Consider the following 16,298-nt stretch of genomic DNA (forward strand, 5'->3'; position numbering starts at 1 on the left):
GCGCCTTTTTGATAACTGAGACAGTGATACTTATGACGACTTACTTTCCGATAATACCAAATGCGCCAAGCGCGATCCCAAGAATCAGCACTAGCACAATCAGTCGGGTCGAATTCATTCTCTTTTTGCCTAATAGCCAGTAACATAAAGCGACTAATGCTACTGGTACGAGCGACGGCATGATTTGATCCAAAACCGTCTGTGCCTTGAGGACGACTTTGCCGGTTTTGAAGACCAATGGTACATTGGCGGAGATTACTGTTGGAATTAACGCACCGACGACCGTGACCCCCAGCAGGATTGCAGCATCCGTAATGCGATTCAGCTTATCGCCTGTCGCGTAGATGAGCTTTTCACCTTGCGAATAACCAAGGGGCAGGAGGAAGAATCGGAGGATAAGGACAGCGAAATTTACGAGTAACCATAAGATTGCACCGGTTGGATTGCCCTTCAGCCCCATATACGCGCCGATTGAACCGAAAATCGTTGGCAGGATGACGCCGACAATCGTATCGCCAACACCTGCAAAAGGACCCATGAGGCCCGTTTTTAAGCCGGCAACGGTGTCTTCAGCTTTGCGGCCTTGTTTTTCTTCAATGGCCATGTCCATGCCGACGATGAAGCCACCAACGTACGCGTTGGTATTGAAAAATTGATTATGCATCTTCATCATTTCGATGAGATCCTGATCATTTTTGTAGAGCTTTTTCAATGTTGGCAACATCGTAAATAAGTAACCGGTTGACATCATTCGCTCGTAGTTCCAACAGATTTGACTGCCCCAAAGCCAGCGCCAGTTTGCCTGAAATAAATCATGTTTGGTGAGTTTGACTGGCAGTTCAGTCTTCGTATTCGCCGATGGCATTTTCATAGCCTCCTTTGTTTGTATCCTGATCGTCATGATGATCACTTGATTGATGGCTGCCTTGTTTGTAATAAATGATGGCTAATGCCAAACCTAGCAAAGCAACGCCCAGCATCGGCACCTTGAGATAGGCCGCTGCCAGAAAGCCAATGACTAAGTACGAGATAAATCGTTTTGTCGGCAGGAAGCGTAATAAAATGGCGATCCCGACAACTGGCAGAATACCGCCAGCCGCGGTTAGCCCTTTTGATAGCCATTGCGGCATCGCGTTGACCACTTTTTGAACCACGGTGTTACCCACAACGAGCATTGCGAACACTGGAATGGCCCGAGAAAGGCCCCATGGGAAGACACCGTAAACGATATTGCGGGCGACGCGCTTCGTGTCGCCTTTTTCGATGTAGCGGTCCACGCGATGTAGGAAGAAGGTGTTGGTGAAACGGGCAAGAACGTCCAGTTGTACCATCAATAAACCAACTGGCACCGCGAGGCCAATGGCGAAGTTGATACCTTTTCCTGAGATGACGGCATAGGCTGTTCCAATGATGGCCCCAGTCATGAAGTCTGGCATACTGGCGCCGCCGTAAGTACCGACACCAAGCACCATCAATTGCAGCGTTGCGCCAACAACTAGGCCAGTTTTGACGTCACCCATGATGATGCCGGATACAAAACCGTAGAGTAAAGGATAATTTGTTAAAATGCCGACGGTGATCTGGTCAATGATCATCCAGAAGGCCAACATTGTCAGTAGTAGAATTTGCCACCATGCAATTGCCATAGAACTCACTCTCCTTTTTTAAACGCGTTCGCTGGCTCAGAAACCTGCACATAAGGACCCTGGCCGCTTATGTTCCGGTTTCTAACCGGTCCAGCTCACGCTTTGTTTTTAAGTAGCGTATTGAAAGGAACTTTTTGATCATTCGGGACCATTTGGTGATATAGCTCAACGCCGTGTTTTGTTAGATAGTCAAAAACGGCGATATTATCAGGCGTGACGGCGACACTTTTGGCGATTTGCTTGGCACCTGCCGCCATGGAGATGTTGCCAACATTCACGGCTTTCAAGGTGACACCGGCTTCAACCATTTCTTGTAATGCTTTTGGATTGCGAACGATGACAAAAACCCGCTGTCCCTGATAGTTACCTGCTAAAATTCGTTTAGCAGCTCCTGATGGTGTCAAAATACTTAAATGAACGCCACCGGGAACAGCGGTTTTTAGCGTCATTTTTTGAACTTCGCTTTGGACGATCTGATCGTCAACGACCATGATGCGCGTGGCATTCAGCGTGCGTGTCCACATGGTGGCGACTTGTCCGTGGATTAGGCGGGCATCCACCCGGACGTTGATCAATGGATCGCCAGTGTTTGTGTTTTCAGGTGCAGGAACAAATGCTTTTTCAGTTGATGTCACAGCCGTGTCTGCCGGCGCCTCAGCTTGAGACTCGCCTTTGAGAAAGAGTTCTTTAGCAATAGCCTGCGACTCCTTAAGCGCTTCGGCAATGGGCGTACCAGTTGCTAACGCCAATGCCAAGCCGAGCGACAACCCAGAGAAGACGCGAACACCTGGATGCTTGTGCTTGAACTGTAAGGCGGCATTGGCAGGTGATCCATTTGGAATATCGGTGATAATTTGAAAATTGGCTGGGTCGGTTTCTTTCGCGAACAGTGCTTCATAGGCCGCGATGAGATCAGCCAACCCCATTGGATCATGAAATGTGACCGTGGCGAAATTGGATAATTTGCCAGCGATTAGCTCACAACTTGCGAGTGTTGCGGCAGCATAATCGCCATGACTTGCGAAAACATACACCTATATCACCCCATTTTTCTTAATGTGTTAAGTTAACTTCACACGCAAATAATAGCACGATAGTTTGTCGGCGGCAACACTCTGGGACATTCTTATAATGCTGTACTAAAGCAAAAGAAAACGGTTAAGTCGAAAATGGGTCTAGATAAAAATAAATTTAAATTTGGCTACTTAATGTGTTAGGATATGTGTCATAAGAAAACAAATGAGGTGAAGACATGACAGAACCATTACCGCGCATTCAACATTATGAGGACCTTGGCCTAGGATTGTTTATTCACTGGGGCCTATATTCTCAGATGGCAGTTGGTGAGTGGACGGAATTTATTCACCATCGCAATCAGCATGACTATGAGCAGTTGATTAAGACTTTTACGGCTGAACAATTTGATGCAAAAAAAATCGCCCACGCCGCAAAGGCGATGGGCGCAAAGTATATTGTTTTAACGACTAAGCATCATGAAGGTTTTTTTCTTTATGACACGAAGGGATTAAGCGATTTTGATGTCATGCATGCGCCAGCAAGACGAGATTTGATTGCCGAATTCGTGGCGGCTTGTCGTGAAGAAGACTTGTTACCATTCTTTTATATGGCCACCTATGATTGGCACACACCGTTATATGATGATGATTTTCCGGCGTATTTAACGTATCTGCAAAAATCGGTTGAGGTGCTATGTCGCAACTATGGCCCAGTTGGCGGGTTTTGGTTTGACGGCAACTGGAACAAAAAAGACGCTGATTGGCATCTGCCTGAACTGTATGGCATGATTCGGCATTATCAACCTAACGCGATCATTGTGAACAATACCGGCTTAAAGAATCGCGGCCAGGTGAGTGATCCGGAAATTGATGTGGTGACTTACGAGCGACGCACACCTGATGAGATTTACCACGGTGCTCCGAACGAAAAATATGTTGCTGGTGAAATTTCAATCACCTTAAATCAACATTGGGGCATCGCTGCCAACGATCTTAACTATAAGTCGCCTGCTGAGGTGATTGAAACGGTCGCACATGCGCGGCATATTGGCGCTAACATCTTGGTCAATATTGGTCTAACAGGGACAGGCGCTATTCCTGCCGCAGAGCAAACATACATGCACTTACTAGGACGATGGACAGCGATGGCGGCACCCGTGTTGTACAAAGGCCGACCTGCGCCAGTAACTTCAGCACATGGTACGCGTGACTTTGTCTTGCACACATCGAACCATGATTACTTATGCATTTTGGACCTGCAAGTTGTCGGTAATGATAATGTGGTGCTTGGCGGTGAAGGGGTTAATCCGCGTTCGTTTGTTGGCATTGGTCAACCAATTCAGCGCATTCACTGGCTAGATAATGATGAAGTGCTGAGTTTTACGCAAGATCTAGATAAAAAGGTTCTCACAGTTGATGCAACGGGTTATCCTTATGGGAGTGACTGGGTGGTTCGAATTGCCCAAATAGATTACGAGTAAACGGTCACCAACTCAAAAATGGGGTTGGTGAAAGTGTACGGAAAACAAGGAGTCTCTGTCATGACCAAGCCAAAGTATCAAGAAATTGCAGATGTGTTGATCAGCGAGCTTGATCAAGGCCGTCTCAATCAAGGTGATCGCTTTTACAGTGAGGCAGAACTTAAAAGCCGCTTTGATGTCAGCTCAACGACCGCGGTCAAAGTTTTGAACTTATTACAAACAGAAAATCGCGTTACACGTATTAAAGGCCGCGGCACTTTTGTGGCAAAAGAAAGTCATCGTCGGGTTGTTTACCTGACTGATCTCAATATGGCCAAAACCGAGCCAGAATGGACGAAGGTTTTGAGTGTTGCTTTTGGCGATGACCCAGTTGTGCGGCAAAATCTACGCTTGGCAGACAAGGAAGCTTATGTTGTCATCAAACGATTGCGCATGATCGGTGACCAAGCCGTTCAGTACACGGTCAACAATATTAATGCAGCCTATATCAATACGGATCAGATTAGTCACCCTGAGGCTTTTTTATCCGTGTACCAACGCATTCGTGATGACAGCCGCCTTGACCCGTACAAATTGCCATACACCCAGCGCAATTTGGCGGGGACCATTGATGCGGCACTTGTGACCGCTTATTTTCCCGAGCGCCCTGAACAACAAACCTTTATCCAGCAGTTCCGGCAAACCTACCTGCCATTTGACGCAGCAAGTCATTTGGAATACGCCATCAGCTACAAGCTTCCTGAGTTCTGGGGGCTGCAGACAGACTCAACCTATGGCTTCATTGAGCCAGAATTGTAAGCACTGCTGGAAAAGTATTGCATATTTTCAAAAGCAGTCGCTACCACGGTGACACGAGTAATTAAAAAACGCCTAGAATCTTTGCGACTCTAAGCGTTTTGCTATTTGGTATGGCATAATGGATGAGACAAGAAAGTGAATGACGGTTGGCAAATCCAACGTATTGTGAGGTGGTCGCCTATGCGCGATGATCAAAATCTATACGAAGGGAGGTGCCTAGTTGTCCGTTGCTGACGCCTTGATGCTGATGCTGGTCTTTGGTGGTTTCATACTATCATTGATCGCACTCATCATCACGATTGTGGTAGCAATCATAGACAAACAAAAAGACCGTCACTAAACTTTTGACGAGTTTGACGGTCTTAATTGATTGCTTAAACGAATGTCGACCGTCTTCAACGGCCTTGTCAGGGGGAGTACTGATCCTAGCCGGTGCTCCCTTTTGTGTCCTCATTATAGCATGCAGTATCAAGGCGTCGCAACGATGCCAATTTCAAATCTTAGACAACAACAAGACCGTCACCAAACCTTTTGACGAAGTTTTGGTGACGGTCTTTTTAGGGAGTGCTGTTTGAGGCCAGCGCCCCTCTTTGTATCTTCATTATAGCATGCCGGATCTAATCGTTGCAATAAGGCTAAACTTGAGGCGGTGGGATTTTTAAACCATCTGAACCTTAACCTCCTTCGCTACATCCGGTATACTGAATTGAAAGCGGCAACAGTCATTAGCAGGGGGATACAGAAATGGCAGACAAGTATATGATGGCAATCGACGAAGGAACCACCAGCACGCGGGCGGTTATCGTTGATCACGCCGGCAACATGGTGGGTGAGGCGCAAAAAGAATTTACCCAATATTTTCCTGAACCTGGTTGGGTTGAGCATGATGCTAATGAAATTTGGGAAGCCGTGTTGTCAACGATCGCAGACACCTTCATTTCGACCGGGATTCAGCCTAGTCAAATTGCCGGACTTGGGATCACGAATCAACGCGAAACGACGGTGGTCTGGGATAAAAAGACTGGCTTGCCGATTTATCACGCGATTGTCTGGCAGTCACGGCAAACGAATGGCATTGCTGAACAGTTGCGCAAAGCAGGGCATGGGGATGCCATTCATGAGAAAACCGGTCTCTTGATTGATGCCTATTTTTCTGCGACTAAAATTCGTTGGATTTTGGACCATGTTCCCGGTGCCCAGCAACGCGCAGAAAATGGCGAGTTATTGTTTGGCACGATCGATACGTGGATAAGCTGGAAGTTGTCTGGTGGCGCTATTCACGTGACTGATTATACGAACGCAAGTCGAACCATGTTGTTTAACATTCATACGTTGGATTGGGATGACGACATCCTGCAACTGCTGAATATTCCGCGCGCGATCCTGCCTGAAGTGCACAGTAACTCCGAAATATACGGCGAAGGGGCGGCTTATCACTTCTTTGGCAGTGCTGTGCCGATTGCAGGGATGGCCGGCGATCAGCAGAGTGCACTTTTCGGTCAGTTGGCGCTGGCACCTGGTATGGTTAAAAATACTTATGGCACCGGCTCGTTCATTGTCATGAACACCGGTGAAAAACCAACCATGTCCGCGAACAATTTGTTGACAACGATTGCGTATGGCATTGACGGCAAAATTAATTACGCACTTGAAGGCTCGGTGTTTGTCGCCGGTTCAGCGATTCAGTGGCTGCGTGATCAAATGGGGTTGGTTGCAAAGTCACCAGATACTGAGATGGCCGCCAATGCGTCAACTAGTAATGATGAAGTCTATGTGGTGCCGGCCTTCACAGGTTTGGGGGCGCCATATTGGGATGCTGAAGCCCGCGGTGCGGTTTTCGGGCTGACACGCGGCACGACGAAAACCGATTTCATCAAGGCGACTTTGCAGGCACTAGCCTATCAAACGCGCGACGTGGTCGATACCATGTATAAGGATACCCAAATCGCTGTCCCCGCCTTGCGTGTTGACGGTGGTGCTGCTAAAAATGATTACTTGATGCAATTCCAAGCCGATATTTTAGGCAAGCCGTTGGAACGAGCGGCAAATTTGGAAACAACGGCAATGGGCGCCGCTTTTCTGGCCGGATTAGCGGTTGGCTTCTGGCAAGATACGGATGAACTCAAAAAGATTTTCAAGATCGGCAAGCGGTTTGAACCGCAGATGTCAGAAGCCCGGCGCGAGAATTTATACGCTGGCTGGCAACAAGCGGTCGCCGCTACACAACTATTTAAACATCGGCCGCTACCAAAAGCATAGTTGATGGTTGGATGAAGTGAAAAAGGCAATGATCACTGTTTTCTCAAGTGATCATTGCCTTTTTATGTGGTTACGAGCAAGTTATCAAAGCCTGCTAGTGACCGTTAACTTTTCTGCCCACGTTTCCGCACAACATAACTATCCAGCAAAATACGGCTCATAACTTGCAGCGGCAGGCGTGATGCCACCTCATATTTGTCGAAGTAAGCGGCTTTGGATTTGTACCCGACAAATAACTCATCGGCATATTGGACAATTGGCGCTTCTGCGTTGGTTGTCAAAATGATTTGCGGAATGTCGCGCGCCGCTAAAGTCTTTGCTGCAGCAACAAGCTCTGGGGTTTCGCCATTCAACGTGATAGTAATGGCGACTGCCTTCGGGCTGACCTGACCGGCAATCGTTTGAATGATATTCGGATCACTAAAAAACTCGGCGTATTTACCTAAGAGCTGCAATTTCAAAGTGACTTCCGACGCAATTGATTCAGATAAGCCGCGCGCAAGAATCAGGACGATTTCGGCCTTAGCTAGCAATTGAACCGAGTCTTCAATGACAGAAACCTTCAAATTTTCCAGCGTATTATAGACTTCCACTTGGTTTTGCATAATGACTTTTTTGATTTGGTCGTCAACTTGGTCAAGAATGCTGAACGGTGCGGCATCGCCTGTGCGTTTTAGCAAATCGTGACGGAAATCGGTATAGCCATTAAACCCTTTTTTCTTCATGGTGCGAACAACGGTGGCAGGAGAGACATTGGCCGCAGTACTGAGTTGGGTGATGGATGCGTTAACGACGGCTTGCTGATGATTTTCAATGTAATCCCAAAGGTACGCTTCGGTGGGACTGAGTGTAGCCATGAATTTAACCTCCTGAAAAGCATTTTCAGTACTGGCGCAGATTCGCCTGAAACTGAAAACCGTTTTCGGCTGAAAGCGGTTAACATAAGGATAAGCAAAACAAACGACACAAAGGAGCGCTTAACTTGATTTATACCCTGACTTTAAATCCCGCAATTGATCTATTTATTAAAACCCAACAGATGGCGCCAAATACGGTTAATCGAACCGACAGTTATGATGTGCAAGCCAATGGTAAAGGGGTGAATGTCAGTTGCATTTTGAAACGGCGTGGCGTGGACAATACGGCGCTTGGCGTTGGTGCTGGGTTTACGCTTGATTACATCGCCGACTTTTTAACGCAACAAGGTGTGCCAAATCATTTTTATAAGGATGCTGGCTTTACCCGGATTAATGTCTTTGCGCGGGTTGTGACAACCGATACGGAGTATAAGTTGGTCAATCCGGGGCCGCAGATTAGTGCGGACACATTAAATCAATTATACCAACAATTAACCACGCTGGGGTCAGACGATTGGTTATGCGTGTCTGGTAGTTTTGCGCAAGGCATCGCGCCAGCCTTTTTATTAAAGCTGGGTGCATTGAGCCAAAAAAATGGGTTCCAGTTGATCATTGACAGTGCGTATCCTGAAGCAGTTGAGGCATTGGCTTACAAGCCGCTGTTGGTGAAACCGAACGATGTTGAGTTGATGAATTGGTTCCACCAGGCCGGGGAGGCTGATTTAACGACCATGATTACGCTAGGTCATCGGGCATTGGAAGCTGGGGCACAGAACATTTTAGTGTCACTTGGTGCGGCAGGTGCCTTGTTCATGAATCACGATGTAACGCTGGTTGGCAATGCTCCTAAAATTGCCGTTCTAAACACGGCTGGTGCAGGCGATACGATGCTTGGGACCTTTTTAGCCGGGTTGTATCAGCATCATGATCTGGCAGAGACACTGAAACTGGCGATTGCGGCTGGCAGTGACACGGCACGACAGGCATGGATCACTGATTTTTCAAATACCGATGAGTTGTTAGGACAAATCAAAATTCGCAAGATGGAGGGTTAAGTAATGGCAAAGTATGATTTAATCGCCGCGACAGGCTGTGCAACTGGTATCGCTCATACGTACATGGCGCAGGAAGCCTTGGAACAAGCGGCTAAGAAAATGGGCTTGACAATTAAAGTCGAAACCCACGGACAAACCGGGGTGGACGATCCGTTGACACAAGAAGAAATCAGCGGCGCTAAAGGGGTTGTCATCGCATCAGATATTGATGTCGACGCCGATCGCTTTGCTGGCAAGCCACTGGTCAATGTCCCAGTTGCTGCTGGCATTCGCGAACCGGCTAAACTGATTCAAGAAGCGTTAAGCAGCGATACGGCGGTGTTCATGCCTAAAGGTGGCAAAGCCACGGCTGAAGCCGGTGAAAAGACCGAAACCAGTTCAGCAGGTATCGGGAACAAGATTTATACGAGTTTGATGAATGGTGTTTCACACATGTTGCCACTAGTGGTCGCCGGTGGTGTCCTGATTGCGATTTCCTTCTTCTGGGGCATTTATTCTGCCGATCCCAAGAACGCTCAATACAATCAGTTTGCAGCCATGCTGAATGCAGTCGGCGGTGCAGCAATGGGACTCATGGTGCCAGTGCTGGCTGCTTATATTGGTGAAGCTGTTGCTAAGCGTTCCGGCTTGATCGTTGGGATGGCAGTCGGCATGATTGCTTATAACGGCGGCAACGGGTCGGGATTCTTAGGCGCTATTGTTGGTGGCTACATGGCCGGATTGGTCATCTTATTACTGCAAAAGGCATTTGCTTTCATGCCTGACAGAGAGTTCCGTGGGTTAAAAGCTATTTTTCTGTATCCGGTATTGGGCGTTTTCATTGCCGGATCAATTATGTTTTTGATTAATACGCCAATGAAGGCGATGAACTTAGGCTTAATGGCTTGGTTAAAAGGACTTGAAAGCTCCAGCCCGATCATTCTAGGTATTATCGTTGGTGTGATGTGTGCCGCTGATTTTGGCGGACCGATTAACAAAGCGGCTTATCTGACCGGGACGGCACTACTGGCACAAGGCAATTACTTCTTCATGGCTGGTGTATCAGCGGCCTGCATTGCCCCGCCGTTGGCAACAACGATTTCGGTTCTGCTCAACCCGAAAGCTTATAACCGCGATGAACGCAGTGCTGGTTATGTCAATGCACTTCTTGGCTCGACGCATATCACAGAAGGCGCGATTCCATTCGCCGCGAAGAATCCGTTAATGAATATTCCAGCATTCATGGTTGGTTCGGCAATTGCGGCTGTTTTGACTTACATGTCACGCATTCAGGTGCCTGCACCACATGGCGGCTTCATCGTGTTGCCGTTGGTCAATAAGCCATTTCTCTGGGTTGCATGGATTCTGGTAGGCGCCGCAGCATCAGGTGTTCTGCTTGCCATGATCGCGGGTCGGTCGGCTAGAAAACGTGGTGTAAAAACCGGTGTTGTTGAAGCGGCGTTAGCAACCGAAGCTGCCGATGACGATGTCGCTGCTGCCCCAATAGCTGTCGACGATGCTCGCAACCAACCTGCACCAACCACCGATGATGATCAAAGTTTTGATCCTGGCGAAATTCTCAACAAAGAATTTATTGAGGTCAACGTACCTGCTAAGACGCGAGATGATGTTTTGCATTATCTCGCTGACATGGCGGTCAAGGATGGACTTGCCACCGACGCAGACGCCATTTTCAAAAAGTACGTAGCGCGTGAAGAGGAAGGATCAACAGGGATGGAAAAAGGGATCGCCATTCCGCATGCTCAAGATGAAACCATCAAACGATCGGCTATGTTGATCTTGCACTTGGCGCAACCTGTTGAGTGGAAAACCTTTGACGGCAAGCCTGTCAATGCCGTGATCTCCTTCTTGATCCCAGAACATGACAGCGGCAGTCATCTGAAATACTTGTCCAATACAGCAAAGTTGCTGACGCACGAAGACTTCGTCAAGAGTTTCCAAGCAGCACAGACACCAGATGCACTGTATGATCTATTTAATCGTTAATTAACCAAAATGGCTTTCTGACACGTTCGGTCAGGAGGCCATTTTTGATTGAGAATTTTTCACGTTGCTTGTGATCGGGTGCAGCAAAAAGGACCGCTGGGTGGGCGGCCCTTTTGTTGCGATCGTTTGGGGGACGATCGACGATTGCTACTTTGGAGGAGTAAAAATGAAAAAGTTGGGTTGGGGTTTGTAGGAATGAGTGGGTGGCTCATTTCTATGTTTCCTATACTACCGGCAGGGTGTGAACGAAATGTGAAGACAAATCCAACAATTGGTTATCGTTTTGTGGCGACATTGTTCACATTTAAAAAAGAGCGTAGAACAATGCTTAACAGACAGAACTGTTTAAAAAAACTTTGTCGAAACAAGCGTTTTCAATGCAGATGAGGTCATTTAGTGTTAAACTTTTGCCATTAGTAAAAGTCGCCTATAGGCCAAGTTATAACGCGCTCGCAGTCGCAGAAACCTATACATAAGGATCTTGAACCCAAATGGCCAAGATCGGGCCATTTGGGTTCAAGCCCACTTATGTTTCGGTTTCTAAGCGCTCCTGCTCGCGCTCACCATAACGCGCTCTTCAGCGCAGCAGCCAGCGTGTAAGGACCTTGGCCGCAATGGTCAAAGAGCGACCATCACGGCCAAGGCCGCTTACACGCTGGCTGCTAACCGCGCTGAAGACCGCTCACTTGTTTTGGGGGAACTTTATATGAAAAAACGACACATCGTTGCTCGGGTTCGACGCCCGGATGGTTTAGTATTGGATTTTCGGTTACCCAAGGATGTCACACGTGCCATTAACGTCAGTCAGCAAACAGACTGGTTTGAACGTTTACGCGGTGGTTTGATTGTTGTGCCCATGGCGCCATATGTGGGTAAAGGCGAGACGGCATTGTTTGTCGGTCGCATTGAGCGGGTTTATTATTCAGATCGGTTTTTAAAACGGTTTACCCGTAGCCAATTCTTATTACCTGATGTTTGGCGAGAGCAGGACATGCTTGAAAGTTATACTTTCTTGCGGCACGATCATGCATGGTTGAATCAGCAGTACCTAAAAGATGATCTGCGCTACTGGTATTATGATGCCAATTCGCACTTGCTGGGTGTCGTGCGTGATTGGCATTGCAAACTGGTTTACTATCGTTTCCATCGCCAAAAGCAGCGGCTCATTCCGAATTTCTGAATCATAATCGGCACTTTTACCAAAAAAAAACGACCCATGCCAGTGAAGCAGGGGGTCGTTTTTTTGGTAAAAATCTGCTTTGATTTATCACCACAACCGTTCAAACCGGTCAGTTTATGATCTGCCAATAGCCTCCTCCTAAATGGTTCAATCATTAATCATAGAAAATACTGACCAGTTAGGATCGCAACAAGGACTAGCAAGCCAGGCAGCAGATTAGAAATACGAATTTTAGTAATGCCCATCAAGTTTAACCCAATCCCCAAGATCATTAAGCCGCCGACTGCACCAATTTCGCGGAGTGCGTTCGTCATCAATGCCTTGGGAACGAATTGGACTAAAAAACTGGCGAAGAGTGTGATTGTGCCTTGATAAATGATCACTGGCAACGCGGAAAAGATCACGCCAACCCCGAGTGACGCGGTCAGCATAATCGCCATGAACCCGTCCATGACGGATTTAGTATATAGCGTGGTATTGTCTCCAGAAACGCCCGCCTGAATCGCGCCTAAAATACCCATGGCACCGATGACAGCAATCAGGGTGGCGGTCACGAACCCTTCCGCAAAATGCTGATTGCCGCGGGCAAAGCGCTGTTCCAACATCAAACCGAGGTGGTTCATGCCATCTTCAATATGCAACCACTCACCGATCAAGCCGCCAAGGCAAAGGCTGAGGACCATAACAATAAAACTTTTTGTCTGCAAGGCCATTTGAATGCCCAATGCGAAGGTACCAAGCCCAAGACTTTTGGTGACAGTATCTTTAGCATGATCGCTAATACTGTGGAGAATCAAGCCTAAGAGCCCGCCACCGATAATCGTCAACCCATTGACAATAGAACCCATGAACATCATTTCATTTTCCTCGTTTACCTATTTTTGTAGTATCAAGCCAATCGCCTCATCATACCATGCTTGTGTGCCATAAATAACGCGTCATTTTTACCAAAAAGGTGTCAGTATCAGGTAAAATAAAGCAGTCACCTGCAAACAATTTTTGGGGATGACTTTTTTAACGTAAAAGCTTGCAAAAAACAAACGCATGTTCGATAATGGAGACAGCGTAAATTGACACTCGGATGTATATGTTTAAAATAGCGTGCACAGGTTTTTGGAACTGCTGGCGCATTTTTATAAGACAAAGCGTGCACTGGCATGGTTAAAGACTGGGATATAAGTGGTCTGGTTGAGCTATTGTGACCAAGGTGCTTACACACAGACTTTTGCGCCAGTGAGCGCATTTAAGGAGACAAGTATGGCTAAGAAAACGACCGCAAAGAATGATAATACTAAATCCGATGCTACAGATCGCGATACCGAACTAGAAAAAGCCCTTCAGAAGATCAAGAAAGCCTTTGGTGAAGGTGCCGTCATGAAGATGGGCGATCGACCAGAACTGAAGGTTGATGTCGTCTCAACAGGCATTTTATCCTTGGATCTTGCACTCGGTGTCGGCGGGTTACCACGTGGCCGAATCGTTGAAGTCTATGGTCCTGAAAGTACCGGGAAAACAACGATTGCGTTGCAGACTATTGCCGAATTGCAGAAATCAGGCGGCAAGGCGGCTTACATTGACGCCGAAAATGCGATGGACCCGAAGTATGCGGCGGAACTTGGCGTAAATATTGACGACTTACTGTTGTCTCAGCCAAACTCTGGGGAACAGGGGCTTGAAATTGCTGAAATGCTGATTGAATCAGCGGCTGTTGATATTGTTGTCATTGACTCTGTCGCAGCCTTGGTTCCCAAGGCTGAAATTGAAGGTGCCATCGGGGATAGCCATGTGGGCTTGCAAGCCCGGCTGATGTCGCAGGCACTGCGGAAGATGGCCGGTTCGATCAATAATACCAATACGCTGGTTATTTTCATTAACCAATTGCGTGAAAAAGTTGGCGTGATGTTTGGCAACCCAGAAGTGACACCGGGCGGTCGTGCCTTGAAATTCTATGCGTCTGTGCGGATTGAAGTCAAGCGTGGGCAGCAGGTGAAAGACGGCAAAGATGTTGTCGGCTTCGCTAGCAAACTGAAAGTCACTAAGAATAAGGTCGCACCGCCGTTTAAATCGGTTGAAACCACGATGTCATTTGGTCACGGGATTGAACACAATACCGATATGATTAACTTGGCAACCGATAAAGACAATGACATTGACGTCATCACCAAGTCTGGCTCTTGGTATAACTATGGCAAGGAACGTTTGGGCCAAGGACTTGTCAACGCATCTCACTACTTGGATGAACATCCGGAAATTTCTAAGGAAATTGAAGAAAAGATTCGTGAACAAGTTGCGCCAAAGAAGCCTGAAGAAACCGATGAGAAGCAGGATGATAAGAAAGACGATCAGGCATCTGCTGATAAAAAGACCGAAAAAACAACGACCACTGATACTGAAAAGAAAGCCGACAAGAAAGATGACCCTGCCAGCTTCGGGGTTGATCGGTTAGTTTAAGCAACTGATGGATGTTTGATTAATCGCCGTTTACACTTTGAGAAAGTGTGCGGCGATTTTTTGTCTTCAAAACACAAAAATGCCCGCTACCATCGCAGCGGGCGTTTTTGTTATTGGGTGATCGGATGGGGGCCAATCACCGATTTTTCTTTGGAGGAGAAAAATGAAAATTAGGTTGGGGTTTAGGAATGAGTGGGTGGCTCACTTCTATGCTGTTAATACTACCGGCAAAGTGTGACGAAAATGTGATCGTTACGTTGTCATTTTGTTAAGGTTAACCGAGTTTTTTTGAAAGCGTTATAGCCTAGGCTTGTTCGGCAACCAGATTGTGTTGCAAAGCAACCTTTAATGCTGCACCCAAAGCTTTCATGCCGGTATCAATTTGCGCCAGACTAGGACCAGTGAAGTTCAACCGGGCACCGTTGGACAAAGCCGCTGTCGCATATAGATTGGTTGATGGCACATAGGAGATATTGGCTTCTGGTAATAGGTGTTCTTTCATGAACGCGCCCATATCGAAGCCGGCTGGCATGGTGAGCCAGATAAAGAAGCCGCCGTCAGGATTAGTGAAGTGCGCTTCTTCTGGCAGATAGCGCTTCATCGCTGCCACCATGGCATTCTTTTTCTCACGATAGCAATCCTGAATTTCCCTGATATGTGCATCAAGATCGTTATTTTCCATATAGGTATTGATCCCGTGCATTACCAGATTGCTGGATTCCAGATCACTGCCGCCTTTTAAGGCCAGCAACTCTTTTAAAAGATTGGGCGCAGCGACCAACCAGCCCATGCGCAGACTTGGAGAAAGAATTTTACTAAAACTGCCAAGATAGATGACGCGTCCTTCTGTGTCAAGTGACTTGATCGTCGGCAAGGCTTTGCCAGTATAACGAAGGTCGCGATACGGATTATCTTCCAAAATCATGACATCATACTGGTTGGCGAGGCGAATGATTGCCTGCCGCTTGGCCAAGGACATCACAACCCCAGTAGGATTTTGAAAATCAGGAACGGTGTAGATGAACTTGACTTTGCGACTCATTAGAATGCGTTGTAAAGCATTGATGTCCATGCCATCAGCTTGCATCGGTACTTCGTAATAGGTGGGTTGATAGGCGTTAAAAGCAGCAAGTGCACCTAAGTAAGTTGGGGCTTCAACAACCAAACCGTCGCCTGGATCCAACATTAACCGTGCCACTAGATCGATGCCTTGTTGAGCGCCTTGGGTCATCATGATGTCATCGGCGTCGACCTGCATCCCAGTCGTCTGCAGACGAGCTGCAATCTTGGCACGTAATGGTTCGTAACCTTCTGTGCTGGCATATTGAAGCAATTCCCTATCGCCACTTGTAAAGTTTTGACTAAATGCCTGATTAAGTTGTTTTGTCGGGAATAAATCGCGATCTGGATAACCACCGGCAAATGAAATGACATTTGGACCAGAAGCAGCAAATAGATCTTCTAAACCTGAATGACCAGTTTTTTGAGTACGTGTTGCGAATTTCATGATGAATCCCCCTTTGACGTTTGCGATTAAAACGGGTGCCGACGTCTTTATGACGTTGATGC

At 47.2% G+C, this 16,298-nt stretch carries 15 protein-coding genes; 9 read left to right on the forward strand and 6 right to left on the reverse strand.

The features are described from left to right. Positions 1–40: 40 nt before the first annotated feature. From ACWPAB_RS10460 to ACWPAB_RS10470, 3 genes are all read right to left on the reverse strand, one after another. The gene (locus ACWPAB_RS10460) at positions 41–865 is read right to left on the reverse strand and encodes a PTS system mannose/fructose/sorbose family transporter subunit IID (protein WP_003585739.1); all 825 of its coding nucleotides are present in this window, start codon (positions 863–865) and stop codon (positions 41–43) included. After that, positions 840–1,646 (reverse strand): PTS mannose/fructose/sorbose/N-acetylgalactosamine transporter subunit IIC, encoded by an 807-nt coding sequence (locus ACWPAB_RS10465; RefSeq protein WP_003585737.1) that lies wholly within the window; start codon positions 1,644–1,646, stop codon positions 840–842. The genes ACWPAB_RS10460 and ACWPAB_RS10465 overlap by 26 nt, the downstream gene beginning before the upstream one ends. Before the next feature lie 95 nt (positions 1,647–1,741). Further along, entirely contained in the window at positions 1,742–2,680 is a 939-nt protein-coding gene (locus tag ACWPAB_RS10470; RefSeq protein ID WP_016381403.1) for a PTS mannose/fructose/sorbose transporter subunit IIAB, read from the reverse strand. Positions 2,681–2,898: 218 nt separating this feature from the next. Between ACWPAB_RS10470 and ACWPAB_RS10475 the strand changes: the two genes are divergently transcribed. The 4 genes from ACWPAB_RS10475 to glpK all read left to right on the forward strand — a co-directional run bounded on the left by ACWPAB_RS10475 (position 2,899) and on the right by glpK (position 7,200). Beyond that, positions 2,899–4,143, forward strand: a complete 1,245-nt coding sequence (locus tag ACWPAB_RS10475; RefSeq protein WP_016381404.1) for an alpha-L-fucosidase — start codon at positions 2,899–2,901, stop codon at positions 4,141–4,143. Positions 4,144–4,203: 60 nt separating this feature from the next. Continuing rightward, positions 4,204–4,941: a GntR family transcriptional regulator gene (locus tag ACWPAB_RS10480; protein WP_003585729.1), complete on the forward strand. Its 738-nt coding sequence runs from the start codon at positions 4,204–4,206 to the stop codon at positions 4,939–4,941. 220 nt (positions 4,942–5,161) lie between these two features. Beyond that, positions 5,162–5,281 carry a putative holin-like toxin gene (locus ACWPAB_RS10485; RefSeq protein WP_003585727.1) on the forward strand — a complete coding sequence of 40 codons (120 nt, stop codon included), beginning with the start codon at positions 5,162–5,164 and terminating at the stop codon, positions 5,279–5,281. 404 nt (positions 5,282–5,685) lie between these two features. Continuing rightward, positions 5,686–7,200, forward strand: a complete 1,515-nt coding sequence (gene glpK / locus ACWPAB_RS10490; protein ID WP_003585725.1) for a glycerol kinase GlpK — start codon at positions 5,686–5,688, stop codon at positions 7,198–7,200. A 104-nt stretch (positions 7,201–7,304) separates the two neighbouring features. On the opposite strand, the gene ACWPAB_RS10495 is transcribed toward glpK, so the two are convergent. Beyond that, complete coding sequence (locus ACWPAB_RS10495; protein ID WP_003567854.1) at positions 7,305–8,057, reverse strand: MurR/RpiR family transcriptional regulator; 753 nt, start codon at positions 8,055–8,057, stop codon at positions 7,305–7,307. A gap of 125 nt (positions 8,058–8,182) precedes the next feature. Between ACWPAB_RS10495 and pfkB the strand changes: the two genes are divergently transcribed. From pfkB to ACWPAB_RS10515, 4 genes are all read left to right on the forward strand, one after another. Beyond that, positions 8,183–9,112 carry a 1-phosphofructokinase gene (gene pfkB / locus ACWPAB_RS10500; protein ID WP_003585718.1) on the forward strand — a complete coding sequence of 310 codons (930 nt, stop codon included), beginning with the start codon at positions 8,183–8,185 and terminating at the stop codon, positions 9,110–9,112. A 3-nt stretch (positions 9,113–9,115) separates the two neighbouring features. Continuing rightward, complete coding sequence (locus ACWPAB_RS10505; RefSeq protein ID WP_003585717.1) at positions 9,116–11,098, forward strand: fructose-specific PTS transporter subunit EIIC; 1,983 nt, start codon at positions 9,116–9,118, stop codon at positions 11,096–11,098. Between the two features lie 48 nt (positions 11,099–11,146). Continuing rightward, positions 11,147–11,485, forward strand: coding sequence for a hypothetical protein (locus ACWPAB_RS10510; protein ID WP_016381812.1), 339 nt, complete (start codon positions 11,147–11,149; stop codon positions 11,483–11,485). Positions 11,486–11,804: 319 nt separating this feature from the next. Beyond that, positions 11,805–12,278 carry a DUF7679 family protein gene (locus tag ACWPAB_RS10515; protein ID WP_003567848.1) on the forward strand — a complete coding sequence of 158 codons (474 nt, stop codon included), beginning with the start codon at positions 11,805–11,807 and terminating at the stop codon, positions 12,276–12,278. A 158-nt stretch (positions 12,279–12,436) separates the two neighbouring features. On the opposite strand, the gene ACWPAB_RS10520 is transcribed toward ACWPAB_RS10515, so the two are convergent. Next, on the reverse strand, positions 12,437–13,135 hold the full coding sequence (locus ACWPAB_RS10520; RefSeq protein WP_016380477.1) for a DUF554 domain-containing protein: 699 nt from the start codon (positions 13,133–13,135) through the stop codon (positions 12,437–12,439). Positions 13,136–13,535: 400 nt separating this feature from the next. On the opposite strand from ACWPAB_RS10520, the gene recA reads away from it, so the two are divergent. After that, positions 13,536–14,729: a recombinase RecA gene (gene recA, locus ACWPAB_RS10525; RefSeq protein ID WP_003567844.1), complete on the forward strand. Its 1,194-nt coding sequence runs from the start codon at positions 13,536–13,538 to the stop codon at positions 14,727–14,729. Between the two features lie 304 nt (positions 14,730–15,033). Here the strand turns inward: recA and ACWPAB_RS10530 are convergent, their stop codons facing one another. Further along, positions 15,034–16,236 (reverse strand): aminotransferase-like domain-containing protein, encoded by a 1,203-nt coding sequence (locus ACWPAB_RS10530; RefSeq protein WP_003567842.1) that lies wholly within the window; start codon positions 16,234–16,236, stop codon positions 15,034–15,036. Between the last annotated feature and the right edge of the window lie 62 nt (positions 16,237–16,298).

Source organism: Lacticaseibacillus sp. 30 (assembly GCF_053819265.1).